Source organism: Synechococcus sp. GEYO (assembly GCF_900473955.1).
Taxonomy (GTDB): Bacteria; Cyanobacteriota; Cyanobacteriia; order PCC-6307; family Cyanobiaceae; genus Synechococcus_C.
In genome coordinates this window covers 197921-221758 of sequence record NZ_UCNL01000013.1, presented here as the reverse complement: position 1 = coordinate 221758, position 23838 = coordinate 197921, and the positions used below count along the sequence as shown (strand labels likewise).

At 57.5% G+C, this 23838-nt stretch carries 23 protein-coding genes; 14 read left to right on the top strand and 9 right to left on the bottom strand.

Annotated elements, in window-relative coordinates; genetic code table 11:
- Positions 1-170 (top strand): sigma factor-like helix-turn-helix DNA-binding protein (locus DXY37_RS12985; RefSeq protein WP_305791080.1); only part of this gene is annotated, 170 nt, incomplete at its 5' end.
- Between the two features lie 62 nt (positions 171-232).
- Here DXY37_RS12985 and DXY37_RS12980 read toward each other — a convergent pair.
- Genes DXY37_RS12980 through DXY37_RS12970 form a run of 3 tightly spaced genes read right to left on the bottom strand, consistent with a single transcriptional unit; the run spans position 233 to position 5604 of the window.
- The gene (locus DXY37_RS12980; RefSeq protein ID WP_371638225.1) at positions 233-1186 is read right to left on the bottom strand and encodes an alpha/beta fold hydrolase; all 954 of its coding nucleotides are present in this window, start codon (positions 1184-1186) and stop codon (positions 233-235) included.
- Positions 1173-4466: an efflux RND transporter permease subunit gene (locus DXY37_RS12975; RefSeq protein ID WP_115127022.1), complete on the bottom strand. Its 3294-nt coding sequence runs from the start codon at positions 4464-4466 to the stop codon at positions 1173-1175. The genes DXY37_RS12980 and DXY37_RS12975 overlap by 14 nt, the downstream gene beginning before the upstream one ends.
- A gap of 7 nt (positions 4467-4473) precedes the next feature.
- The gene (locus DXY37_RS12970; RefSeq protein WP_244277161.1) at positions 4474-5604 is read right to left on the bottom strand and encodes an efflux RND transporter periplasmic adaptor subunit; all 1131 of its coding nucleotides are present in this window, start codon (positions 5602-5604) and stop codon (positions 4474-4476) included.
- Positions 5605-6184: 580 nt separating this feature from the next.
- On the opposite strand from DXY37_RS12970, the gene DXY37_RS13645 reads away from it, so the two are divergent.
- The 3 genes from DXY37_RS13645 (at position 6185) to DXY37_RS12955 (ending at position 8663) form a co-directional block, all read left to right on the top strand.
- On the top strand, positions 6185-6295 hold the full coding sequence (locus tag DXY37_RS13645; protein ID WP_244277159.1) for a hypothetical protein: 111 nt from the start codon (positions 6185-6187) through the stop codon (positions 6293-6295).
- A 134-nt stretch (positions 6296-6429) separates the two neighbouring features.
- On the top strand, positions 6430-7503 hold the full coding sequence (gene mutT / locus DXY37_RS12960) for an 8-oxo-dGTP diphosphatase MutT (RefSeq protein ID WP_115127067.1): 1074 nt from the start codon (positions 6430-6432) through the stop codon (positions 7501-7503).
- A 125-nt stretch (positions 7504-7628) separates the two neighbouring features.
- Positions 7629-8663 (top strand): carbohydrate kinase, encoded by a 1035-nt coding sequence (locus DXY37_RS12955; RefSeq protein ID WP_115127066.1) that lies wholly within the window; start codon positions 7629-7631, stop codon positions 8661-8663.
- Here the strand turns inward: DXY37_RS12955 and tsaE are convergent.
- On the bottom strand, positions 8648-9169 hold the full coding sequence (gene tsaE, locus DXY37_RS12950) for a tRNA (adenosine(37)-N6)-threonylcarbamoyltransferase complex ATPase subunit type 1 TsaE (RefSeq protein ID WP_170951905.1): 522 nt from the start codon (positions 9167-9169) through the stop codon (positions 8648-8650). The genes DXY37_RS12955 and tsaE overlap by 16 nt on opposite strands.
- A gap of 24 nt (positions 9170-9193) precedes the next feature.
- On the opposite strand from tsaE, the gene ahcY reads away from it, so the two are divergent.
- Together ahcY and DXY37_RS12940 are read left to right on the top strand one after the other, a co-directional pair.
- On the top strand, positions 9194-10624 hold the full coding sequence (gene ahcY / locus DXY37_RS12945; RefSeq protein WP_115127021.1) for an adenosylhomocysteinase: 1431 nt from the start codon (positions 9194-9196) through the stop codon (positions 10622-10624).
- Positions 10625-10785: 161 nt separating this feature from the next.
- Positions 10786-11445 (top strand): DedA family protein, encoded by a 660-nt coding sequence (locus DXY37_RS12940; protein ID WP_115127020.1) that lies wholly within the window; start codon positions 10786-10788, stop codon positions 11443-11445.
- Positions 11446-11471: 26 nt separating this feature from the next.
- Here the strand turns inward: DXY37_RS12940 and DXY37_RS12935 are convergent, their stop codons facing one another.
- Positions 11472-11852: a single-stranded DNA-binding protein gene (locus DXY37_RS12935; RefSeq protein WP_067093324.1), complete on the bottom strand. Its 381-nt coding sequence runs from the start codon at positions 11850-11852 to the stop codon at positions 11472-11474.
- A gap of 152 nt (positions 11853-12004) precedes the next feature.
- On the opposite strand from DXY37_RS12935, the gene DXY37_RS12930 reads away from it, so the two are divergent.
- From DXY37_RS12930 to DXY37_RS12900, 7 genes are all read left to right on the top strand, one after another.
- Positions 12005-13057, top strand: a complete 1053-nt coding sequence (locus tag DXY37_RS12930; RefSeq protein WP_115127064.1) for a rod shape-determining protein — start codon at positions 12005-12007, stop codon at positions 13055-13057.
- A gap of 5 nt (positions 13058-13062) precedes the next feature.
- Positions 13063-13806, top strand: a complete 744-nt coding sequence (gene mreC / locus DXY37_RS12925; RefSeq protein ID WP_115127019.1) for a rod shape-determining protein MreC — start codon at positions 13063-13065, stop codon at positions 13804-13806.
- 3 nt (positions 13807-13809) lie between these two features.
- Positions 13810-14313 (top strand): rod shape-determining protein MreD, encoded by a 504-nt coding sequence (locus DXY37_RS12920; RefSeq protein ID WP_115127018.1) that lies wholly within the window; start codon positions 13810-13812, stop codon positions 14311-14313.
- On the top strand, positions 14310-15617 hold the full coding sequence (locus DXY37_RS12915; RefSeq protein WP_170951909.1) for a sugar ABC transporter substrate-binding protein: 1308 nt from the start codon (positions 14310-14312) through the stop codon (positions 15615-15617). The genes DXY37_RS12920 and DXY37_RS12915 overlap by 4 nt, the downstream gene beginning before the upstream one ends.
- Positions 15618-15739: 122 nt before the next feature.
- Complete coding sequence (rpaB, locus tag DXY37_RS12910; protein ID WP_067093321.1) at positions 15740-16549, top strand: response regulator transcription factor RpaB; 810 nt, start codon at positions 15740-15742, stop codon at positions 16547-16549.
- Positions 16550-16634: 85 nt separating this feature from the next.
- The gene (gene lysS, locus DXY37_RS12905; protein WP_115127017.1) at positions 16635-18104 is read left to right on the top strand and encodes a lysine--tRNA ligase; all 1470 of its coding nucleotides are present in this window, start codon (positions 16635-16637) and stop codon (positions 18102-18104) included.
- Between the two features lie 67 nt (positions 18105-18171).
- Positions 18172-18435 carry a hypothetical protein gene (locus DXY37_RS12900; protein ID WP_006042532.1) on the top strand — a complete coding sequence of 88 codons (264 nt, stop codon included), beginning with the start codon at positions 18172-18174 and terminating at the stop codon, positions 18433-18435.
- 12 nt (positions 18436-18447) lie between these two features.
- Here DXY37_RS12900 and DXY37_RS12895 read toward each other — a convergent pair whose 3' ends face one another.
- From DXY37_RS12895 to egtB, 3 genes are all read right to left on the bottom strand, one after another.
- Positions 18448-18933: a hercynine metabolism protein gene (locus DXY37_RS12895; protein ID WP_115127016.1), complete on the bottom strand. Its 486-nt coding sequence runs from the start codon at positions 18931-18933 to the stop codon at positions 18448-18450.
- Positions 18934-18994: 61 nt separating this feature from the next.
- Complete coding sequence (gene egtD / locus DXY37_RS12890) at positions 18995-19966, bottom strand: L-histidine N(alpha)-methyltransferase (RefSeq protein ID WP_115127015.1); 972 nt, start codon at positions 19964-19966, stop codon at positions 18995-18997.
- Positions 19963-21183, bottom strand: coding sequence for an ergothioneine biosynthesis protein EgtB (gene egtB / locus DXY37_RS12885; protein WP_115127014.1), 1221 nt, complete (start codon positions 21181-21183; stop codon positions 19963-19965). The genes egtD and egtB overlap by 4 nt, the downstream gene beginning before the upstream one ends.
- Between egtB and DXY37_RS12880 the strand changes: the two genes are divergently transcribed.
- The gene (locus DXY37_RS12880) at positions 21182-23344 is read left to right on the top strand and encodes a protein kinase (protein ID WP_170951903.1); all 2163 of its coding nucleotides are present in this window, start codon (positions 21182-21184) and stop codon (positions 23342-23344) included. The two genes, egtB and DXY37_RS12880, sit on opposite strands and share 2 nt — an antisense overlap.
- On the opposite strand, the gene smpB is transcribed toward DXY37_RS12880, so the two are convergent.
- Positions 23338-23832 carry an SsrA-binding protein SmpB gene (smpB, locus tag DXY37_RS12875; protein WP_067093316.1) on the bottom strand — a complete coding sequence of 165 codons (495 nt, stop codon included), beginning with the start codon at positions 23830-23832 and terminating at the stop codon, positions 23338-23340. The two genes, DXY37_RS12880 and smpB, sit on opposite strands and share 7 nt — an antisense overlap.
- Between the last annotated feature and the right edge of the window lie 6 nt (positions 23833-23838).

Here is a 23838-nt window from a genome sequence, read left to right as displayed (position 1 = left end):
AGCGTGTGCTGCGGATGCGCTACGGGATGGACGGGCAAGATCCGATGAGCCTCACGGGCATCGGTCGAGTGATCGGAATCAGCCGCGATCGGGTCCGTAATTTGGAGCGTGATGGTTTGGCTGGACTGCGTCGCCTCAGTGATCAGGTTGAGGCTTATGTCGCCTGCTAATTTTTTAGCAGTCAACAATTTTCAATTTACCTCAGAGCAATAGGTGATATTTTATGGGTAAATTAATATCTTTGGATTATATTGATCAATTCGAGGTTAACTTGCTCTGGGCTTTCATCATGGGGACAGTGACCTGCGTTGGTCAATATTTTTAATGACTGAATGCAGCTGTAGCGTTTTGCCCACTCTTGGGCTTCAGTAACAGGTTCCCAGGGGTCTCTCTTGCCCCAGATCAGATCCACGGGCTGTTGAAGGTTGTCCAGTAAATCTGGCGCGAGGTGATCGTTAAACAGATTGATGAAGCCGCGGAATGCTTCTGCTGCTCCAGATCGTTGCGTTGGCTTGTAGAGAAGTTCCACCAGCTGATCATCAATGTTGTTGCCACTGGGGTAGGCCTGTTTCAGGACGCTTTTGATCACCCTTGGCCGTGCAGCATTACGGAACAAGGCTGTACTCAGCCAGCGCTGGCTGACCAATTTCTTCAAGAGCGGGCGTATCCAGGCCATCCAGGCAGGTTGAGTCGCCAGTTGCTTGTCGTCCATCAGCCGTTGAGCGCAGTCGATCAGCACCACTCTTTTGCAGTGGTCTTCAAGCAGCTGCGCGGCGCGTAACGCGACGACTCCTCCGATGGAGTTGCCGACTAGAAGCACCGGACCTTGCACGATTTCTTTGCAGAAGTCGGAAACCTGCTGGCCCCAAAGATTAAAGCTGTAGACCAGGGCCTGACTGCTCTTCGCGCGATCCACACCATGTTGTTCCCCTGGCAGCAAAGCCTGAGGTTGGCTGCTGTCACCGAAGCCGATCAAGTCGAGGGCATAGGTGCGGGTGTACTTCCCCAGAACAGGCAGATTGTGCCGCCAGTGATTGCCGCTGGCGCCGAAACCATGCACCAGGACGACAGAGGGAACACTGCTCTTTTGCCCATGATCTGGAGTGTCTGCATGGCATTGCCAGGCGACCTCAAGGCTGCTGCCATCAGCTTGTTTCCAGGTCCAGATTGAGTCAGCTGGCACCAGCGATTAAGGCATCGTCGTTGCCATCCTGCTGCTTTTGGTTGAACAAACGTGCCTCAAGGCCCTTGATCACCACATAAAAGGGTGGAACTACACCCAGAGACAGCACCGTGGCGACGACGAGGCCACCGAAAATCACGGTTCCCAGTGACTGCTGACTGTGGGCACCAGCCCCGTTGGCCACCACTAGTGGTAGAAAACCAGCGAGGGCCGCGATTGCTGTCATCAAGATCGGGCGTAGCCGCGACTCGGCTGATTCGATTACGGCTTGAGTAGCAGACATGCCCTGTTCCAGCCGTTGCTCGGCCACTTCAACGATCAGGATTCCGTTTTTGGCTGCTAGACCGATCAGGGTCACGAGACCGACCTGTGCGTAGATGTTGAGATCTATCGAACGCATTCCCAGAAACGCCAGTGCCCCCAGCATTGCCAGAGGAACCGTGGCAAGGATCACCACAGGCGTTACGTAGCTTTCGTACTGCGCAGAGAGCACCAGATAAACGATCAGTACGCCAAGACCAAACACCACCACGCTGGCACTGCCTGCGGAGAGCTGAAGGGCGGCAAGGCCTGTAAAGGCGGAGCCAATGTTGGTGAAATTTTGCTTCTTGAAGATCTCTTGAATGGCTGTGAGCGCCTGACCACTGCTCTTACCAACGGCCTCGGCACCCTGAATAAGAATCGTGCGATACAGGTTGTAGTGGCTAATCACGGAGGGAGCACTGCTCAGATCAGCACTGGCGAACTGAGACACCTGCACCAAGCCACCATCTCGACTGCGCACGTAGATATCGAGGATGTCTTCAACGCTCTTGCGTTGATCGGCTTGCCCCTGCACATAGATGTTGCGGACCTGACCGCTCTCGTAGGTGAGGCCTGAGTAGTTGCTACCTGCAATAACAGCGATCGTGTCCATCGCCTCCTGGTAGTCGACGTTCAGAGCACCCATCACGTCACGATCGATGGAGAGACCGATTGCAGGGGAGCTGGGATTGAACTGGGTGTAGACCTTGGAGAAATCGCCGCTGGTGTTGGCTGTTGTGATCAGCTCGCCAGCCATCGCGGAAAGCTCGTTGAAGTTGTATGCGCCATTGCTGAGGTCATTGAACTGGAAATAGAAGCCGCCTTGGGGTGAAAAGCCCGGCACAGCGGCTGGACCGATGGCAAATGCCAGTCCTCCACTCAATTCGATCAGCTGGGAATTCAGGCGATCGATGATGGCATCGGCAGCGTGCTCACTTCCCTTGCGTTCCGATAGCGGTTTGAGTCCGAAGAAGAAAAGACCTTGGTCTGGACTGGAACCGTTGAAGCCCGATCCGCTGATGATTGATGCGTTCTCAATATCGTCTTCCTTGCTGAGAACTTGAGCAATTTGCGTGCCGAGCTTTTTAGTCTCGACCAGGGAGGCACCGTTCTGCAGCTGGAAAACGCCGAGTCCATAGCCTTGATCTTCTTCAGGAATGAAGGCACTGGGGATTGTGCCGAAGGCCAGCACGGTGATCAGGATGCCTGCTCCCAGCCCTCCCATCACGAGCTTTCTTGCTTTGATCAATCGCACCAGCAGATTGGCGTATCCCTTTTGCAGTCGGTCAAATCCGGCGTTGAAGCTGCGGAAGATCCTCATGAGATTGGCACCGGCAAAGCCGCCGATCAGCACGCCGGCGATGTAAGTCCAGTTGCCAAAAGAGTTAGCGCTGAACTTCCCGAAGGCGAGTCCAACAATCACTCCGGCGACGATCCATCCCCAGCCTTTGGGTTGCCTCGGCTGCTCCTTTGGAAGGATCAGCCCGGAAAGCATGGGTGAAAACGTCAGGGCGTTGAAGGCTGAGATGGCAATCGAGAAAGCGATCGTCAGCGCGAATTGTTTGTAGATGATGCCGATGCCGCCTGGATAAAAGGCCACTGGTACGAACACGGCCATCAGCACCAGAGCGGTTGCGACTAAGGCCCCGAATAGTTCTCCCATGCACTCGAGTGCTGCCTGACGGGGTTTCATGCCTTTCTCGATGTTGCTCGAGACGGCTTCAATCACAACAATGGCGTCGTCCACGACCAGGCCCGTTGCCAGCACAAGACCAAGCAGTGTGAGCTGGTTGATCGAAAAGCCGAAAACGTTCAGAAAGGCGAAGGTGCCCACCAGCGAGATCGGGATCGCCAGGCTTGGCACGATGGTTGCTCTCCAGTTTTGGAGGAACAGGAACAGGATCACCAGCACCAGCACGATTGCCAGACCGAGCGCATCGATGACGCCATCGACTGAGGCTTCGATGAACTGGCCGATGTTGTAGATCTGATTGACCTGAACGCCTGGCGGAACGTTTGCTGCGAACTGTTCCATCTGTTCCACCACCGCGTTGGAGACGTCCAGTGCATTGCTGGATGGCGTCTGGTAAACCGCCACTGTGAGGGCGGGGTTGCTTCTCTTATCGGTGGCCTGAACCGAGTAGGTGTTGGTGCCGTAGCGCACCTCTCCGACATCACGCAACTTGAGGAGATTGCCGGTCTCGCTCCGGTTGATGATCAGATTTTCGAACTGCTCGATCGAGATCAGATTGCCGTTGTTTTCAACAAGAATCGGGTAGGTGAAGACCTGATCGCCTGAGGCCGGTGGTCCACCGACTAGGCCCCCAACAGCAATGCTGTTCTGGGATTTCACTGCTGAGATCACATTCTCGGACGTGAGACCATTCGCAGCCAACTTGTCGGGATCCACGAACAGCCAGAAGGCTGGATTGGCGCCGCCGTAGACGGTCACCGTTGCCACGCCTTCGACTCTCGATAGCGGGTAATACAGCTGCTCGTAGATCAGGCCATTGAGGTAACCGGCGTCGTATTGGCCTTCACTCGAACCCACCTCGTAGGCCAGCAAGATGGAAGGGTTGCTCTGTTTCACCGAGACGCCCGTCTCTGAAACCTGTGATGGCAACTGGGTCATCGCCAGGGAGACCCTGTTCTGCACATTGACCTGGTCGATGTCGATGTCAGTCGTTTCATCGAAATAGACACTGATCGCGCTGTTCCCCTCCATGTCGCTGTTGGAGGAGATGTAACTGATCCCGGGGACGCCGTTGATTTGTTGTTCCAGTGGATTGGTTACCGCTTGCTCGGTCACCTCCGCATTGGCACCGCCATACACGGCTGAAACCAGAATTAGTGGATTGGCAATGTTCGGCAGGTTGGCGATCGGCAGATTGGGAATGCTGATCAGGCCCACCAGCACGATCATGATGCTGCAGACGGTTGTCAGCACCGGCCGTTTGATGAACTTGTCGGAAAAGGACATCGCTGATTCAGTCCTTGGATGTTGTGGCAGAACTGGCTGGCGCCACTTTCACCGGCATGCCGCTGCGCAGGCGGCTGGTATTGCTGATTGCCACGACGTCAGCCTGATTCAGCCCTGATTTGACGAGATAAAAATTGTTTTGCAATGGACCCAGCTGCACGGGTGTCTGGATCACGATTGGCGTGCTGGAGGGAAGTTTTTCGAGTTTTTTCTTCGTTGCCGCAGTCACAGTTGTGGAGGCCTTAATTTTCGGCAGAGCTCTGCTCAAAGGAATCAATTTGTAGACAAAAGGCTGTTCCGCTTGCATCATCACTGCCTGAACAGGCACCGCGAGCGACTGTTTGCGTCCGGTGATGATGGCGCTTTTGACGTACTGACCAGTTTTCAACTTTCCAGTCAGATTGGGGAACTCTGCCTTCACCATCAAGGTGTTGGGGGCAGTGGAGTTGCCGCTTATTCCGAAATAGGGGGAAATGAACACCACCGACCCCTCTCCCTGCACCGGAGGTTTTCCCTGCGAGACCACATTCACGGCCTGGCCGATTGCCACATCTCCCGCCTGTGTTGCAGGAATCTGCATCAAGGTCCACAGGTTGGAATTGTTCACGATGCCCGTGATCGCTTGCCCGGTCTTGACGTAATCCCCCAACTTCACTTTGTCGAGGTCGCCGATGACGCCGTCGATGGGCGAGCGAACGAATTTGTACCCGAGGTTGGCTGCTGCGGTGCGCGCCTGATCATGGGAGGCAATGGCCTGGGTGGCGTACTGATCACGCTGTTTGGCTGAGGCCGCCCCGTTCTGATAAAGGAATTCGTATCGCTCAGCGTTGAGCTTGTCGGTGACTGCCTGTGCTTTTGCGGCATCGAGGGCAGCGCTTTCCTGAACGTTGTCCAAGACAAGAATTGGCTGCCCGGCTTTGACCTTCTGACCGTCTTTGGCCAGCACCTGGACCACTCGACCATCGGTCTCTGGCATTAAGGCCACATTGGTTGTGGACTCCAAAACGCTGATGGCCTGGATATTGGGCTCAAAGGTGGTTTCGGAGATCGTTGCCGTCTGCACGGTCATCATCCGCGCTGCCTGTTTGCTCTTACCGCAGCCCGTCAGCAGTGCAGCGGCGGCAAGAGTGCACAACACGGTTCGCCGCACAGAAATTCACTCAGATAGGGCGGACGTTACCGGTTTTTTTCAGACCGCACCGCATCAGAGAGCATGCGTGAATATTTCTGTTGGACGGCGATCGGGGACGCAGAAATTGGTGATTCTGCTGTTCCGATTTGGATGGATCAGTAGCCCTGAACAACGATCGTTTACGGATTGATTGGGGGTTTTTGCACAGTTTTTCCACAGGGCTATTTGGATAGACCTCAACTGCGGGAGTGGCTTTTGGTTGCAGCAGGGGAAAAGCCCTTAACCTCTTAATGGAAGGTGCAAAAGTTGTCCTTACCAGTGAAAACTTGCTTTTGCAAGCAGGCAAAAGCCTCTTCGCCACTCGTTTCTTGCGGTAAGTGGTTTTTGTTTGCCAAGAATTCGCTGTTTTGGCAGCCCGATGATTGGCATAGCCTGATGGGTGGGTTGACAGTCAACGGCCTGAGTTGCACGAGACCCTGGATGCGATCTCCGCTCAAGTCAGTGTGGAAAATCAGTTAGGAGAAGATCTTTATCGCGCCTGGAGATTTTTATTGAAAAGTATCCCCAGTGGGATCACGATCGTTTGATGCAGGCAGACATTGCAGGATTCGTGTTTCAGCACGGTTGCAAAGACCTCTTGCTGGTGCGTCATCATTTCGGCGGTCTGTTTTGTTGGGAGGAGTCCTGCACGCTGTGAAGGATCGATCCACAGCACTGTTTGAGCGGTGCAGCGAACTTTTGTTGTCTCCGACAAGTTCTGAATGTGCTGCGCGGTCTTTGTTGAGCTGGTGGCAGCAGCATGGACGATGCGATCCAAAGCAGAAGCCCTGGATGTTCAGGGCCGATGGTCGCTGGCCTGCGGCTGAGGAAGGTCTTGATCCTTACCCGATCTGGATTGCTGAGGTGATGCTGCAGCAAACGCAGTTGCAGGTGGTCCTCCCATATTGGCAGCGATGGATGCAGGCTTTCCCCAAGCTTGAGGTGCTTGCTGCGGCGTCGGAGCAGCAGGTCTTGTTGCTTTGGCAGGGCCTTGGTTATTACTCACGTGCCCGTCGTTTGCACGCAACATCTCGGTTGCTGCTCACTGAATTGCAGCGACATCAACGGGATGGAAACGATCCGATGCCTTTCAGTGATTGGCCTTTCGACCCGGAGATCTGGCTGGCATTGCCCGGTATCGGCCGCAGCACAGCGGGTGGCATCTTGTCGTCGGCCTTCAATAGCCCTCGGGCGATCCTCGACGGCAATGTGCGTCGGGTGCTGGCCAGGTTGCATGCCCATCCAGTGCCTCCAATCCGAGCGCAGGCTCAGTTTTGGGCCTGGAGCGAAGAGTTGATTGATGCCGTTCCAGGCCTCAGCCGTGATCTCAATCAGGCCTTAATGGATCTTGGTGCCATTGTCTGTACCCCACGTCGTCCTTCCTGTGAGCTTTGTCCCTGGGATGCGCACTGTGCTGCTTACGCTGCCGGTTCTCCTCAGCAGTACCCCGTGAAAGAGGCACCACGTGACATCCCCTTTCAAGTGATTGGTGTGGGTGTGGTCCTCAACGACGCAGCTGAGGTTCTGATCGATCAGCGCCTGAATGATGGCCTGCTGGGCGGTCTATGGGAATTTCCTGGGGGCAAGCAGGAGCCTGATGAAGTCATCACAGATACCATCCGACGCGAGTTGCGGGAAGAGCTGGCCATTGAAGTCAACGTTGACAACAAGCTGATCACGGTGGATCACGCCTACAGCCACAAAAAGCTTCGCTTTGAGGTTTATCTCTGTCGTTGGATTTCAGGAGATCCCCAACCTCTAGCCAGTCAGCAGGTGCGCTGGGTGAAGCCGTCCAACCTCGCTGATTACCCCTTCCCTGCTGCGAATGGGCGCATCATCGCGGCCCTGCTTGAGCGGCTTGCTTGAAGTGTGTTTCATCGCATGTCCATTCTTTGAATGATGACTGAACGTGCTTTGAAGCTGAACAGCGATTGCGCTGCCTGACGTCTGCGGAATTTCTGGCCACGCTGCTGATAGCCGCAGCAGCTCTGATGTCTGATTCCGCTCCGCAGGTGCTGTGTCTTGGTGAAGCCCTCGTTGATCGGCTCGGACCACTGGGGTGTGACCCTGCCTTGGCTGCTCCAGTGGATTGTGATGACCGTCTTGGTGGCGCTCCTGCCAATGTGGCTTGCGCGTTGGCCCGGCTTGGAACTTCGGTCGCCTTCATCGGTCGACTAGGTGCAGATGTTATCGGGAAAAACTTTCAGGAGATGTTGGGCAATCGTGGTGTTGATTTGCGTGGTCTTCAAATTGATCCGCAACGCCCCAGCCGCGTGGTGCTTGTGCGCCGTGATTCCACTGGAGAGCGTGTCTTTCAGGGATTTGCGGGCGACCGTGGCGAGGGCTTTGCCGATCAGGCTTTGAATCAGAGCAGTCTTGATCCGATCTGGTGTGCTTTGGCAGCGGAAGCTCGCTGGCTGTTGATCGGCACCATTCCTCTGGCCACAGAGGACTCTGCGGCAACCTTGCGCTCTGCGGTCAGTCAGGCCAAGCGGAATGGAGTGCAGATTGCCCTCGATGTGAACTGGCGGCCCACGTTCTGGGATCCCTCAGCGGACCCGGTTGCAGGTCCTTCCCCGCATGCGCTGGCTCTGATGCAACCCTTTCTTGAGAAAGCTGGATTGATCAAACTGGCGAGGGAAGAAGCGGAGTGGCTGTTTTGCAGCAGTGATCCCGCAGAGATCAGCGCTGCGTTGCCTCAGCAGCCGGATGTGCTGGTGACTGATGGCGGTCATCCGGTGCGGTGGTTCATGGCCGGCCACAAGGGTTCGATGACGGCTCTGGCACCTGCTCAGATTGTTGATACCACCGGAGCTGGAGACGCTTTCACGGCAGGACTGCTGCATCAACTGGTGACACTGACCCCTTCAACTGGCCAGCCACTTCAGCTGAGTGCAGCTGTGGTGGAACAGGTTGTGCGCTATGCGGCAGCCTGCGGAGCGTTGGTCTGTTCCGGTGCCGGGGCGATCGATCCGCAACCTTTGCCCAGCATGGTTGTGGAGTTTCTCGATCAACTCGACTCCTGATGGGTCTGTGTTCTGATCTGATCGCTTTTGTTCAGTGTTGCCAGCCTGCCTCCCTCGCTCCGGTGTGTCAGCTTCAGTCGCCAGGCTTCCGGCAGGGCAACGCTGAGTCGTTCCGACCATTCCACCACCAGGATGGCTCCCATACCCACCGCTTCTTCCTCTTCCTGAAGGAATAGGTCATCGGCCGCTGTTGGTACCTCCAGCCTGTAAAGATCCAAGTGAACTAGTGGTGGCTGCCCCTGGGTGTAGTGCTGAGCAAGGGCAAAGGTTGGGCTGGTGATCGGTTCGTCGATGCCTATCGCAGAGGCAATGCCTTGCACCAGTGAGGTTTTGCCTGCACCGAGAGTGCCCTCGAGCAGTAGTAGTGATGGACGTTCAGGGTGTTGCACCAGATACCTACCCAGGGCTCGTGTGGCCTCCAGGTCCTTCAGGATCCAGCTCCAATCGGTAGATTGCTTGATCAGCGAGCCCGAAGCCTCGGCGTCTCCGCAGATATTCAAATCCACACTCTTTTAGGGAGCACACAAACCATGGTGGCAGCGCCCACGTCCGCGGCTGAGCTAAAGCTTGGCGTCGATTGCGTAATTGCTGATATCAACCAGGCTGATTTCGGCCGCAAGGAACTCGATATCGCCGAGACCGAGATGCCTGGCCTGATGGCATTGCGCAAAAAATATGGCAGCGAAAAGCCCCTGAAGGGCGCCCGCATCGCCGGGTCTTTGCACATGACGATCCAGACCGCGGTTCTGATTGAAACGCTGGTTGAGCTTGGCGCTGACGTGCGTTGGGCTTCCTGCAATATTTTCTCGACGCAGGACCACGCAGCAGCTGCGATTGCAGCTAAGGGAATCCCCGTTTTCGCGGTGAAGGGCGAAACCCTGGAGGAATACTGGGAATACACCCACCGCATCCTCGAGTGGGGTGATGGTGGTTCACCCAACATGATTCTCGATGACGGTGGCGACGCCACCGGTCTGGTGATGTTGGGCAGCAAGGCAGAGCAGGACATCACTGTTCTCGACAACCCTTCGAATGAGGAAGAGACCTACCTCTTCGCGTCCATCAAGAAGAAGCTTGCTCAGGATTCCAGTTTCTACAGCCGCACCAAAGCGCAGATTCAGGGTGTCACTGAGGAAACCACCACGGGTGTGGCTCGTCTCTACAAGATGCAGAAGAGTGGCGAGTTGCCTTTCCCTGCCATCAACGTCAACGACTCGGTCACCAAGAGCAAATTCGACAACCTCTACGGTTGCCGCGAATCACTGGTTGATAGCATCAAGCGTGCTACTGACGTGATGGTTGCTGGCAAGCAGGCGCTTGTGATCGGCTATGGCGATGTGGGCAAGGGTTCCGCTCAGTCCTTGCGTGGACTGGGCGCAACCGTTTGCATTGCTGAGGTCGATCCCATCTGTGCCTTACAGGCAGCTATGGAGGGCTATCGCGTCGTCCGTCTGGAAGATGTTGTCGAAGACATGGACATCTTCGTTACTGCCACGGGCAACTACCAGGTGATCCGCAATGAGCACCTGGTGAAGATGAAGGATGAGGCGATCGTCTGCAACATTGGTCATTTCGATAATGAAATTGATGTTGCTTCACTCAAGAATTATGAGTGGGAAAACATTAAACCTCAGGTTGATCACATCACCCTGCCCAGCGGCAACAAGATCATTTTGCTCGCAGAAGGTCGTCTGGTGAATCTGGGTTGCGCCACAGGTCACCCCAGCTTCGTAATGAGTAACTCTTTCACTAATCAGGTGTTGGCTCAGATTGAGATTTTCACTAAGGGTAAAGAGTACGGAAAGGAGGTTTACGTCCTGCCGAAACACCTCGACGAGATGGTGGCGCGTTTACACCTTGGTCGTATCGGTGCCCAGCTCACTGAGCTCAGTAAGGATCAGGCCGATTACATCAATGTGCCGGTTGCAGGTCCTTACAAGCCTGATCATTACCGCTACTAAATTATCGGCCGAACAAGTTTTTTCGCTTGTTTTCTTCAGCCAGGTCACTGTTGTGATCTGGCTTTTTTATTGGATGAAGACATCAATGAAAGCTCTGATGGTCTCAATCTGAGCTTTCAGGGTTGCTTCATGGAAGACTTGCCACGACTTCAGCATGCTCCATGGGGCTCACCGAATTTGTAACCCAACTGCCCGATTGGATTGGCCAAGCCGTCGAGGCCAATCCCTGGGCGGGATACGCCGCAATCTTTGCGGCCATGTTCCTGGAGAACCTGTTCCCTCCGATTCCCTCCGAGCTGATCATGCCTCTGGGAGGTTTTTATGTTCAGCAAGGCCAGCTGCAGTTGGTTCCAGTCGTCATCGCGGGTCTGTTGGGCACCGTCCTTGGTGCTTTGCCCTGGTATGGGATTGGCCGCCTCATTAATGAAGAACGCATTGAGCAGTGGCTCAGTCGACATGGTCGCTGGATCGGTATCAGCCCTGAGGAGTTGTCTCGCAGCCGCCGTTGGTTCAGCCGTTATGGAACTGCCCTGGTGTTCTGGGGGCGACTGGTGCCAGGCATTCGCACTCTGATTTCAGTCCCTGCTGGCATCGAGTTGATGCCGATCACGCCTTTCCTGATCTGGACGACGGCCGGCAGTTTGATCTGGACCCTGTTGCTGACTGTCGCCGGCATGGTCCTTGGCGAGGGCTACAGCAACGTGGAGGCCTGGATCGATCCGGTCAGCAAGGTCATCAAGGTGATGTTGGTGGTCGCCGTTCTCGCTGGGGGGATCTGGTTGGGTCTTCGGATTTGGAGGAGACGTCAGTCCGCCGATTGATGGCGGACTGAGCGATCAGGCCAACATCAGAAGGGCACTTCCTCGTCGCTGGGGCTTCCGCCTCCGAAATTGCCGCCTGCTTCCTGGTTGTCTCGCTTCGAGCCCAGAAGTTCCAGTCGATCAACACGAACCACGGGTTTGCAGCGCTCTTCACCACTGTTGCGGTCGTTCCAGCGGTCCAGCTTGAAGCTGCCGATGATGCCGAGCAGGGAACCCTTCTTCACGTAGTCCGCTGCCACCTGAGCCTGTTTTCCCCAAATTTCTAGATTGAACCAATCGGGCTCGTCGTCGCGGCTGCGGCGGTTCACGGCGATGGTGAGGTTCGCCACCATGCTGCCTGATTCGAAATACCTGACTTCTGGATCACGGCCGGCACGGCCGACCAAAGTCACGGAGTTGACACCCATTGAATCTCTCCTGTTTGTGGGTCAATGATGCGCCACGATTGTCAAAACTGACGGTTGTCGTGGCTGCCTTCTAGAAGTTCCACCTTCAAACGAATCTGTAACAGATGGGGCCTGACACTGCCCCTATGATTCGCCGAAATGTGTTCTCGCCAGTGCTGTTCCGCCGTTTCCAGCTGTCCCGCGATATCGGCATCGATCTGGGTACTGCTAACACCTTGATTTACGTCTCTGGCAAGGGGATCGTGTTGCAGGAACCCTCCGTGGTGGCCCTGGATCTCGAACGCGGCGTGACCATGGCCGTTGGTGACGAGGCCAAGCTGATGTTGGGTCGCACGCCTGGAAATATTCGTGCTGTTCGCCCCCTTCGCGATGGTGTGATCGCCGATTTCGACGCGGCTGAGCAGATGCTGAAAACCTTCATTCAAAAAGGCAATGAAGGCCGCGGCATCGTGGCCCCTCGTCTTGTTGTGGGGATCCCCAGTGGGGTCACCGGCGTGGAGCGACGTGCTGTACGCGAGGCCGGCCTTGCCGGAGCACGGGAAGTTCATCTCATTGATGAGCCTGTCGCTGCTGCAATCGGCGCCGGTCTGCCGGTCACGGAACCTGTTGGCACGATGATTGTCGACATTGGCGGCGGCACCACCGAGGTGGCGGTGCTCAGCCTTGGTGGCACCGTTCTCAGTGAATCGGTGCGTGTTGCTGGAGATGAGATCAGTGACTCCATCGGCGTCTACTTGAAGAAAGTGCACAACCTCGTCGTGGGTGAGCGCACCGCTGAAGAGATCAAGATCCGCATCGGTTCGGCGTTTCCTGATAACGAGTTCGATCAAACGGTGATGGATGTGCGCGGCCTTCACCTGTTGTCTGGGCTGCCGCGCACCATTCAGTTGCAGGCAGGCGATCTGCGTGAGGCCATTGCTGAGCCTTTGAACGTGATTGTGGAGGCTGTGAAGCGCAGCCTCGAGCGCACTCCGCCCGAGCTTGCCGCCGACATCGTCGATCGTGGAATCATGCTGGCCGGTGGAGGAGCGTTGGTTCGCGGCATCAGTGATCTGATCAGCCATGAAACGGGGATTTTCACCCACATCGCCGAGGAGCCACTCCTTTGCGTGGTTAAGGGTTGTGGTCAGGTCCTTGAGGATTACAAGCGTCTGCAGAGGGTGCTCGACACACCTGAATTTGTTCGCTCTGCTTCCGCTCTCTAATCGCCATGGGTTCCTCCCAGAGGCCCCAGCGCTTAAGGCTGCGCTCCATCCAGCGGCTATGGCCGTGGTTGGTGTTGTTGCTAGCTCTTGGTTTGGTCCGTCTCAGCAAAGGAGCTGGCTTTGCTGATGGCTTTGCCTTGCTGAGTCGTCCCTTCTGGCCAGGGGCTGCTCAGCGCGAGTGGATTGAAACTGCCAAACAGCAGGAGCAGCTCTCCCGGCTGGAGCTTCTGGAGCAAGACAATGCACGCCTGAGGGGTTTGTTGGCGCTGGATCAGCAGTCGTCGGGAGACTGGCTTCAGGCTGCGGTGATCTCACGCACAGCATCAGGTTGGTGGCAACAGTTGCTGCTGGGCAAAGGTTCGATTGATGGTGTGGGCAAGGATGATGCAGTGATCGGTCCTGGAGGCCTGGTTGGCAGGGTTCAGAGCGTGACAACCACCACCAGCAGCGTCCGTTTGCTCACGGCCCCTGGTAGTCGCATCGGCGTTTGGTTGCCGCGCATCCAGCAGCATGGGCTGCTGGTGGGCATTGGAACAGCTCGGCCACAGTTGCAATTTCTCGATAAGGACATCCAGGCCCGTCCAGGTGATCTGGTGAGTACCTCACCCGCGAGCACTCTGCTGCCACCCAATTTGCCCGTGGCAGTGGTGCAGTCGCTTAATGCCAGATCGGTCCCGGCGCCAACCGCTCTCGTGCAGCTGATCGCTCCGCCTGATGCCATCGATTGGGTCCAGGTCAAGGTGCGCTGACGGATGACGCGCCTGCATCGACAACCCATTTGCGTGGCTTCTGTCCTCTTGGTGCCGATCCTGCAGATGGCGTCACCGTCCTGGATCAACCTGGATGGTGTTCCGCCCAGCTGGGCGATCCTCTGGTTGCTGCCCTGGTCATTGGTGGATGGTCCGCTTGCCGGTGCGATTGCAGGAGCAGCGATTGGACTTGTGCTGGATGGTCTGAGCCTCGGGGATGTCAGTCAGGTGCCCGCTCTGGTCTTGATGGGTTGGTGGTGGGGACGGCTGGGACGCCGCGGCCCGCCGATTCAGCGCAGCCTTAATCTGGGATTGCTGGCCTGGATCGGCGCGCTGGTTCTGGGTTTGTCCCTATGGCTCCAGTGGCTGGTGCTGGGAGCATTCGATGGACTGACCCAGTCGTGGGCGCTGCACACCACGCTCGCCCAGGCTTTGATAACTGGACTGCTGGCACCGTTAATTGGATCCTGGCAGCTGCTTTGGTGGCGACGGCGAGCACCCGCATGATTGTGTCTTTGCGACGACGCCGGTTTCTGTCCGGCCTGGCTCTCTCCGGTTTGGCGGTGTTCATCTGGGGGTGTCGTCCGGGTTCGGTTCCTGAGGGAACTCTCCAGCTTTGGACGCTGCAGTTGGCCCCAAAGTTCAATCCCTATATGGAAGACGTGCTTGGTTCTTGGGGCAAGCTCCATCCAGAGGCACCGGTGCGATGGACAGACCTCCCCTGGGGGTCGGTAGAGCGCAAGCTGCTAGCGGCTGTGTTTGCACGCACCGCACCTGATGTGGTGAACCTCAATCCTCCTTTCGCCGCCAATCTGGCCAGCAAGGGTGGCCTTACTGACCTCACAGCTCTTTTGCCGCCTGGTGCAGAGCAGAACTACTTGCCATCGGTCTGGGAGGCAGCCAGGGATCCTGAGGCAGGTCAGATCGCCATCCCCTGGTATCTGACGGTCCGTCTGAGCTTGGTGAACGGTGACCTTCTACGTCAGGCGGGTCTCTCCAGGGCTCCTCGTCGATGGGATGAAGTGCCTGCTTATGCCCGCAGCATCCGCGAGCGAACGGGTCGTTACGGCCTCTTTGTGACTGTGGTTCCAGACGATTCCGCAGAGCTTTTGGAGTCGTTCGTGCAGATGGGCGTCAGTCTTCTTGATGCACGTCAGAGAGCCGCATTCAACACGCCTGCAGGTCGCAAGGCCTTTGCGTTTTGGACTGATCTGTATCGCGAAGGTTTATTGCCTCGCGAAGTGGTGAGTCAGGGGCAGCGCCGGGCCATTGAGCTGTACCAGAGTGGTGAGCTTGCATTGCTTGCCAGCGGCGCTGAGTTTCTGCGCAGCATTCAGACCAATGCCCCCGGTGTGGCTGCGGTTACCACGCCTCAGCCACCTCTGACTGGTTCGGACGGCACATCCAATGTGGCCTTGATGACGCTTGCCGTGCCTCGGCAGAGTCAGCAGGCTGGCGATGCTGTTCAACTGGCCCTGTTTTTGACCAACGGAACCAATCAAGCTCGTTTCGCGAGAGAGGCGAAAGTGCTGCCTTCTTCTCTTGAAGCGCTGTCTGCGATTCGTGCCGAGCTTGAGGCTGAGCAGCCATCCAATTCTTCCGAGGCTCAGATCCGTGATGCACGTCTGTTGTCGGCCGAGACCTTGAACACTGCCCGGGTGCTTGTGCCTGCGACTCCGGGGGTGAAGCGCTTGCAGAGCATCATCTACACACAGTTGCAGCGGGCCATGTTGGGTCAGATCAACAGTGATCAGGCCGTGCTTGAGGCAGAGCAGCAATGGAACCGTTATGCCAGTGCCCGATGGCCCTGAACCCCTTGTTGAGCGACTGCTTCAATTCTTAAAAGAAGCCAAAACCTGTTCCCGGTTTGGATCGCGGAGCTCGATCGGTTCACGTCGAACTGTAGGGTTGCAATTCTTACCCGATGGAGTGTATGCCCGAAGGCCCATCCCACCAACTTGATGGCGATGGGTCTCTCCAGGGAGCTCCAGAGTCAGTCAAGGCCACATTGCTTGTCGTCGACGACGAGCCTGCAGTACGTCGTGTCTTGGTGATGCGACTTCAGTTAGCTGGTTATCGCGTTGTCTGTGCAGAAGATGGCGAGGAGGCCCTTGAGGTGTTCCATCGCGAATCGCCAGACCTCGTAGTCCTCGACGTCATGCTGCCGAAGCTGGATGGTTTCGCAGTTTGTCGGCGTCTGCGGGCCGAATCCTGTGTTCCGATCATTTTCTTGTCGGCCCTTGAAGCCATCTCTGAACGAGTAGCAGGCCTTGACCTCGGTGCAGATGACTACCTGCCCAAACCTTTCAGTCCCAAAGAACTGGAAGCCAGAATTGCCACGATTCTCCGTCGCGTAGGGAGAGGTTCAGCCACAGCTGAGCCTCGTGAATTGCCGACTGGGCAAGGAGTCGTTCGTGTTGGTGACCTTGTGGTGGACACCAACCGTCGTCAAGTCACGCGAGGCAGTGAGCGCATTTCACTGACTTACACTGAATTCAGCTTGCTTGAGCTCTTGTTCAGGGAACCTGGGCGTGTCGTTCCTCGTGCAGAAATCCTTGAGCAGCTCTGGGGTTATCCACCTCGCCGTGCTGCGGACCTTCGAGTGGTTGATGTTTATGTGGCTCGCCTGCGCGGCAAACTTGAACCGGATCCGCGGAATCCTGAATTGATTCTCACGGTGCGCGGTATCGGCTATTCCTCTCAGCGAATGGGCGATAACGCACCTGCAGCAGTGGCCAGTTGAGATCGTCCTGCTGACGTTCTGACGCCGATTTCTCACTTGATGGCACCATCGACCGGCAGGATGGCGCCCATGTGAGTTCTTTTCCGTGTCAGAACTGCGAGAGACCCGCTTAGAGAAGGCGAATGCACTCAGGGAGCAGGGTATAGACCCCTATGCCCTCCATTTCGATCCAACCGATCGGATGGCTCAGTTGCAGGACCTCCACGCTGATCTGCCCAATGGGGAAGAGCGGGACCTCAACGTGGCCGTCGCCGGTCGGGTGATGACGCGACGGGTGATGGGCAAACTTGCTTTCTTTACCCTGTCTGATGAGACGGGCACGATCCAGCTGTTTCTGGAGAAGTCGACTTTGGGCGAGTCGTTTGCCCAGATCACGTCGCTTGTGGATGCGGGCGATCTCATCGGTGTGCGCGGCATCCTGCGCCGAACGGATCGCGGTGAGCTTTCGGTGAAAGTGGCAGAGTGGATTATGCTCACCAAGGCGTTGCAGCCGTTGCCCGATAAGTGGCATGGTCTCGCCGATGTGGAAAAGCGCTACCGGCAGCGCTATCTCGACCTGATCGTGACCCCTCAGTCGCGGGAAACCTTCCGGCGGCGTGCGTTAACAGTGAGCTCAATCCGGCGCTGGTTGGATGATCGCGACTTCCTGGAGATCGAGACACCCGTTCTCCAGAGCCAGCCGGGTGGTGCTGATGCTCGGCCCTTTGAAACGCATCACAACGCTTTGGACCTGCCGCTGACGTTGAGAATCGCCACCGAATTGCACCTCAAGAGACTGGTTGTGGGGGGCTTCGAGCGTGTGTACGAGCTCGGCAGGATCTTCCGCAACGAGGGCATCAGCACTCGACATAACCCTGAATTCACGTCCGTGGAGGTGTACCAGGCTTATTCCGATTACCTGGGGATGATGGAGCTCACTGAGCAGATGATCAGTTCCGTCTGCCAGGAGGTCTGCCGTGGTCAGACCATCACCTATCAAGGCACCGAGATTGATCTGACCCCTCCCTGGAGGCGGGCAACCATGCATGAGCTGGTCCACGACGCCACCAGCCTGGATTTCCATGCCTTCAGCACTCGGGAGGAAGCCGCAGCGGCCATGGCAGCCAAGGGTTTGCACGTTCCTGTGTTGGCCGATTCCGTGGGACGGCTTCTGAATGAGGCGTTTGAACAGGCTGTGGAGTCCACTTTGATCCAGCCCACATTCGTGATGGACTATCCCCTGGACATTTCGCCCCTGGCTCGTCCTCATCGCAGCAAGCCAGGGTTGGTTGAACGTTTTGAACTGTTCATCGTTGGCAGAGAGCATGCCAATGCGTTCAGTGAGCTCACTGATCCAGTCGATCAGCGTCAGCGCCTGGAAGCACAGCAGGAGCGCAAAGCCGCTGGCGATCTGGAGGCGCAGGGCTTAGATGAGGATTTCGTCAATGCTCTGGAGGTGGGCATGCCTCCCACAGGTGGCCTCGGCATCGGCATCGATCGATTGGTGATGCTGCTCACAGACAGCCCTTCCATCCGCGACGTGATTGCCTTCCCGCTGCTTCGCCCTGAGGTTTGAGTGTGTTGGGAGGTTGCCTTGTGCCCTCAGGGTGGATAATGGAGCACAGTGGCATGGTCCCTTTCCAATGAGTGGTGAGCGCGTAGGTTTCCGCTTCAAGCACGCCGATGCGGTGGTCAAGCGCAATCCCCAGGGGCGCTCCCGCCGCGGCTGGGTGATGGAGCCCGTTGAGCAGACCACCAGCCGAGGCACCAAGATGCCCGCTTATCGGATCCGCTGGCGCGATAGCGAGCGTCCTGAGATCGTGCTTCAGCACATGCTGATTGCCGATCCTGATCCGACCCCACCGCCCGAGAACGTCAGCCTTGAGCCTCCTGCTCCCAAGGCTTGATTGACCCAGGAATCAGCTGAGCCCTTGGCGACGTCTGAGGTCCTCTAATTCTTGCTGGGCTTCAAACAAGGCCCAGTCCTCATCCAGGCTGCGATGTCCTCGTTGTTGTGACGCCTTCTGATTGAGACGGGAAATCTGTTGATCCAGATCTCGGAAATTCCGACCCAGCTCGTCAAGCTCATTCCAGAGATCTCTGCCCTGATCCATCAGGGTTTTGACATGCTGTTCCGCTCGCAATGCCAGGTCATCGGCTCCAGCATCGCGTGCCTTCTTTGTCCGTTCTCCCCAGGCCTGAACTTGCTCTGCCAGTGACAGCAGCTGCCGTCGCAGGTCTCTGGCCTGAATCTGCATCAGATCTCGCCGGCTGCGGAGATCGCGCTGTCGGTCCTGCAGATGCTGCTCCTGCAGCAGGCGGTCTTGATCGGGATTGGAGTGCAGAAAGGCATCCAACCGCTCTTCCAGGTTCTGTTCAAGCTGATCCAGCCAAGTCGGCGACATCAATCAGCCCTGGCAGCGTTGCTCATGCTCATGATGAAATCAGGGCTGAACATGTCTCTGTTTAGTCTGCCGCTTCCAGCCAGTGCATTGAAAGGTCATCAGCAGGATCATGCCAGCGCTGGCACCAGCGCCAGCCTGCGTCCTCGGCCAGCTCACGGGCCATCTTCACTGAGTATTTGACGCTGTATTCGGTCACAAGCGGTTGTCCTGCGCTGAAGGTCCATGGTTCACCAGCCACCGACACCGTTTGGTTGCTTTCGCTGATCAGGGCCATGCGCACTCGGCTCTCTGCTTCCTGCCAGACGGCCTCATAACGGAACATGTCTGGGTTGAAGTTTGCGCCCAGATCCTTGTTCAGTCGTTGCAGCAGGTTATGGGCGAAGGCGGCGGAGATACCTGCGGCATCGTTGTAGGCGGCCTCCAGCCTGGACCTTGATTTGGGCTGATCAAGTCCCAGCAACATCGGTCCTCCATCGAGCAGGTCCCGGAATCTGCGCAGCAGCGCAATTGCTTCGTCACGAGTGAAGTTGCCGAGGGAACTGCCAGGAAAGAACCCCACACGCCTTGTCCCACGGATCAACGGATGGTCTGGAAGCACATCAAGCTGACTGTGATCACAGCAGATTCCCAGCATCGGCACCCCGGGATGTTGAGTCTGAAGTGCCGACGTTGACCGGCGCAGGTGCTCGGCGCTGATGTCGAGGGCCACATACGCGGAAGGCTGCATCGCTTTCAGCAGCGGCCCCACCTTGCGGGCACTGCCTGCGCCGAATTCAACGATCACCCCTGATCCAATGGCACGGGCCATGTCCGCTGCTGCTGATTCCAGTAGGGCGATTTCCGTTCGGGTGAGGCTGTACTCCGGTTGCTGACAGATTTGATCAAACAGGCGCGAACCCTTGTTGTCGTAGAGGAACCACGCTGGTAGCTGACGGGGCTCGCGCTGCAGACCGTCCTGCACCAATCGGCGGATGTCTTCGCTGGGCGGATGCAGATCGATCAGTTGAAGACGCGCAGGCGTTTGGGTTGTCATTGGGCCAGGCGTAGACCTGCCGCCATCCAGCGGCTGGCCGGGGTGAAAAAGTTCCGGTAAGTGTCGCGGGAATGGCCTCTGGGTGTGAGCTGGCTGCTGCCCCGCAGCACGAACTGGGAGGTCATAAATTTGCCGTTGTATTCGCCCACAGCTCCCGCTGCAGGTTGAAAGCCTGGGTATGGGCGATAGGGGCTCGAAGTCCACTGCCATAGCTGGCCATGGCTCTGTTGAAGTGATGTGCCGTGCTCATGGCTGGCTAATTCCCATTCCGCTTCGCTGGGCAGCCGGGCGCCGGCCCAGCGCGCATATGCATCCGCCTCGAACCAACTGAGGTGTCGAACCGGCAGGCGATCTTCCAGTGGGCAGCGGCCAGCGAGGGTGAACTCCCAACGCCAGGGACCTTGGTCATCGGGATCACGTCTCCAGTAGCGGGGTGCTTCCCAGTTGCGCTGACTACGCTCAGCCCAGCCCTCGCTCATCCAGAGCTCAGGGCGTTGGTAACCGCCATCGTCGATGAAGCACCGGTAAGCACCGTTACTCACCAGCCGAGACGCAATGCTGAAGGGCTCCAGCCAGGTTCGATGCCGCGGTCCTTCGTTATCGAAGTGGAAGGCATCACCGCTGTGGCCCACTTCCACCAGGCCCCCACGGCAGTCGAGCCAGGGTTCGTGCGGTTGGGAGCCTGTCGTTTTGCCGGTTGTGATCGGCTGATCATCAAACGGTTCAGTCCAGTCGCTGCGATAGGCCGGTTCGAGCGGCTGACGGCTGAATCCATCCAGCAGGTCCATCAACATCAGTTCCTGATGCTGCTGCTCATGATGAAGGCCCAGTTCCACCAGGTTCAGCCAAGGTGCTTCGCTGTGGCGCTTCAAAAGCTCTTCCAGAGCAAGATTCACCCGCTTCCGCCAGGCTGAGACTTCCTCCATCGGTGGTCGGCTGAGTAACCCTCGCTGAGGACGCGGTTGGCGTGGGCCAACAGCGTCGTAATAGGAGTTGAATAGATAGCTCCAACGCGGGTCCGCGGGGACGTAGTCCGGATGGTTGGGCTTCAGCACGAACGTTTCGAAGAACCATGTGGTGTGAGCCAGGTGCCACTTGGGAGGGCTGGCATCGGCCATGCCCTGCAGGTTGAGGTCTTCGGTATTGAGGGGCTCAATCAACGCCTCACTGGTACGACGCACCTCCATCAGTCGATTCAGGAGTGAGCCGGAAGCCATGGAAGGGAATCATGCTGGCGGTGACGTTAGTGGGATCCCCGTCGGGTGTCAGCGCAAGACTGCCCCTACCATCGGCCCAAATCGCAACTCCTTTGTGATCGGCGCGTTGTTGGCCGACCGGTATCGCCTAGACCGCTGTCTGTCGTCTGATCCAGACCATCCCCAGGGGACTCTCTGGCGTGCCGCTGATCAGTTGGCGGGTGATGCACCCGTTGCATTGCGGCAACTCAACAATCAGCCGACTCAGGATCGCTTTCGCAGTCTGTGGCCGTCCATGCAGTCCCTGCTGCATCCCCAGATTCCACGCTTTGGAGGCCTGCTTGAGCAACAGGGCAGTCTCTGGCTGGTGCGTGAGTGGCAGGAGGGCTCAACTCTGAGTCAGATCCAGATTCAACGACTTCAGCGCCAGTTGGTGTTCGGCCCCGGTGAGGTGCTGCTGCTGATGAGGCAGCTGTTGCCACCTCTGGCTGTGCTGCACGGTCAGGATCTGGTCCATGGCGATCTCAATCCCCGCAATCTGCTGCGGCGCGATCAGGATTGTCTGCCCGTGCTGTTGGACTTCGGGTTGCTGCAGCGCTGTGGTCAGCAGCCTCTCATCGCAGCCTCGCCGGCTTATGCGCCTCGCTCGCAGGTCCGGCAGGACCCTGCAGCTGGGTGGATGGATCTCCATGGTCTCGGTGTGTCGGCTCTGACCCTGCTCACCGGCCGTCCCCCTGCGCAGTTGTTGCAGGCAGATGCGGAGGCATGGTTGTTCCCCAACGATCTCGATCTGGATCCTTCCTATCGAGAGGTATTGGAACGATTGCTGTCTGAACAGCCCGGGCACCGTTTTGAGGTGGCTGCTGATGCCCTCCAGGCTTTGCAGGCTGTGTCGATGCCTGAAACAACAGGGCCTCAGGCGCGGGCTGAGCGCACCCTGGTTCTGGCTCCAAGTGTTTCGGATGACATACCGCCTGCGGCGTGTGAGCCTCCGGATTTGCCGTCGTTCAACCCATCTCGCGCCACAGCTCGTGAGGAAGCACGGCGCCGACTTTCGGCGGAGCAGCGACAGCTTGCCGCGGAAGGCCGTCTCTGGCCCGTTGTCGGTGCCCTGTTGGTTTCGGCTCTGGTGGGAACAGCCATCGGTTGGTTTCTGCTCTCTCGCGGCAATCCTCCCTCTGGTGCCCCCTCCACGGATCGCGATGTGATTGGGCGTTCCCCTTCCGCAAGCCTTCCTCCTGCGGAGGTTGATCAACGTCAGCAGCTGCTCAGTCGTCTACGAGCCCTGCAGGTTGATCGCAGTTGGTTTCTGCAGTTGGTGGATGCAAGCCTGATGGCCCGTTTCCCTGAGCGTGGCGGTCGCCTGCCCAGTGATTCTCTTGAAGACGCTCCTTTGAGGAGTGTCTGGAACGAACTCGCCGAGGAGTGGTTGGCCAGGGTGGAGCAACTGCCGCCGGTGCTGCGCAGTCGACTCGGACAGCTCAAGCCTGCCGACTGGCAAAGGCAACGGCAGGACCTTGTGTCGCAGGGTGTGAATAACAAGGTGGTGGAGCAGCTGGTCAGCGCTTCAGCTCAGGCGTTGCTTCCAGGAGTTCCGGCAGGCGTGAAGCCGCCTGAGCCTTTCCGTCAGCTGTGGATCGCTGCCGCATTGCGCAGCCTTGAGGATGTGCGGATTGAACAGGTCAAAGCGCGTGCGCAGGCGCCCACGGTTTTGTCCAGCCGAGTCTCCGCTGGTGGTGCACGCCTGATCTCGATCTCAGTGCCAGCTGGTCGTCGCCTGGTGTTGGGCATCAACGGCACTCCTTTGATGCAGATGACTGTTTATGGCGCCGATGGGGAGGTCGCTGCCGATCGCGGACCGCTGCGAGTTGTGATCTTGCCTATGGAAGCAGGTTCGCCTGTGCAGGTGCTGGTCACCAACGACGGCGTGTCGTCCGGTTTGTTGACGCTCTCCTGCCGCGCCGATGCGCCAGCACCGAAACCGTTGCCGGAGGTTGATCTCAACCCGCTTCCCGATCCGGCCACTGGGGCTGAGGGCCCTGTCGAGGCGCTTCCGGAACCCCCCGGTCCCCGGCCTGCAGGTGCTGAGGATCTTCCCGGTGAAGGGGCTGATGCAGCCAATCCATTGACCAATGACTCCACCCCTGATTCCACTGCAGGACCCAATGAGGGTGGTCAATAGCGGGCAATGGCAGCCCGTGTCTCTTTCTTGATCTGTTTGTCCTTTTCGGCAGCGCGCTTGTCATGCAACTTGCGGCCTTTGCCGAGACCGATGGTGAGTTTGATCCAGGAGCCCTGCAGATGCATGTTGAGCGGGATTAGCGTCAGCCCTTTTTGATCAAGTTGTCCACGCAGCTTGTCGATTTCGCGTCGGTGGGCCAGCAGCCTGCGCACGCGCAGCGGGTCGTGGTTGTAATACCCGCTTGCATGGGTGTGGGGTGAGATGTGCACGTTGTGCAGCTGCATTTCACCCTTGCGGATCAGGCAGAAACCATCCCGGAGATTGGCTTGGCCGGCTCGAATGGATTTCACCTCGGTGCCAACCAGTTCAATGCCGGTTTCCAGCGTTTCCAGGATGTCGTATTGATGCCTGGCAAGCCTGTTGTCGGCTAGTAAGCGATTGGCCGCTGCGCGAGCTGCCGCGTTTTTTTTGCCTCCACCTTTGGCCATTGCCTG

Excerpts from the sequence above, each read along its gene's own strand:
- egtB (WP_115127014.1), bottom strand. The coding sequence starts at position 21,183 with ATGGCTTCCGGCTCACTCCTGAATCGACTGATGGAGGTGCGTCGTACC.
- DXY37_RS12975 (WP_115127022.1), bottom strand. The coding sequence starts at position 4,466 with ATGTCCTTTTCCGACAAGTTCATCAAACGGCCGGTGCTGACAACCGTC.
- DXY37_RS12880 (WP_170951903.1), top strand. The coding sequence starts at position 21,182 with ATGGAAGGGAATCATGCTGGCGGTGACGTTAGTGGGATCCCCGTCGGG.
- DXY37_RS12895 (WP_115127016.1), bottom strand. The coding sequence starts at position 18,933 with ATGTCGCCGACTTGGCTGGATCAGCTTGAACAGAACCTGGAAGAGCGG.
- rpaB (WP_067093321.1), top strand. The coding sequence starts at position 15,740 with ATGCCCGAAGGCCCATCCCACCAACTTGATGGCGATGGGTCTCTCCAG.
- DXY37_RS12955 (WP_115127066.1), top strand. The coding sequence starts at position 7,629 with ATGTCTGATTCCGCTCCGCAGGTGCTGTGTCTTGGTGAAGCCCTCGTT.
- DXY37_RS13645 (WP_244277159.1), top strand. The coding sequence starts at position 6,185 with ATGCAGGCAGACATTGCAGGATTCGTGTTTCAGCACGGTTGCAAAGAC.
- smpB (WP_067093316.1), bottom strand. The coding sequence starts at position 23,832 with ATGGCCAAAGGTGGAGGCAAAAAAAACGCGGCAGCTCGCGCAGCGGCC.
- DXY37_RS12915 (WP_170951909.1), top strand. The coding sequence starts at position 14,310 with ATGATTGTGTCTTTGCGACGACGCCGGTTTCTGTCCGGCCTGGCTCTC.
- DXY37_RS12920 (WP_115127018.1), top strand. The coding sequence starts at position 13,810 with ATGACGCGCCTGCATCGACAACCCATTTGCGTGGCTTCTGTCCTCTTG.
- ahcY (WP_115127021.1), top strand. The coding sequence starts at position 9,194 with ATGGTGGCAGCGCCCACGTCCGCGGCTGAGCTAAAGCTTGGCGTCGAT.
- mutT (WP_115127067.1), top strand. The coding sequence starts at position 6,430 with ATGTTCAGGGCCGATGGTCGCTGGCCTGCGGCTGAGGAAGGTCTTGAT.
- DXY37_RS12935 (WP_067093324.1), bottom strand. The coding sequence starts at position 11,852 with ATGGGTGTCAACTCCGTGACTTTGGTCGGCCGTGCCGGCCGTGATCCA.
- mreC (WP_115127019.1), top strand. The coding sequence starts at position 13,063 with ATGGGTTCCTCCCAGAGGCCCCAGCGCTTAAGGCTGCGCTCCATCCAG.
- DXY37_RS12900 (WP_006042532.1), top strand. The coding sequence starts at position 18,172 with ATGAGTGGTGAGCGCGTAGGTTTCCGCTTCAAGCACGCCGATGCGGTG.
- egtD (WP_115127015.1), bottom strand. The coding sequence starts at position 19,966 with ATGACAACCCAAACGCCTGCGCGTCTTCAACTGATCGATCTGCATCCG.
- DXY37_RS12940 (WP_115127020.1), top strand. The coding sequence starts at position 10,786 with ATGGGGCTCACCGAATTTGTAACCCAACTGCCCGATTGGATTGGCCAA.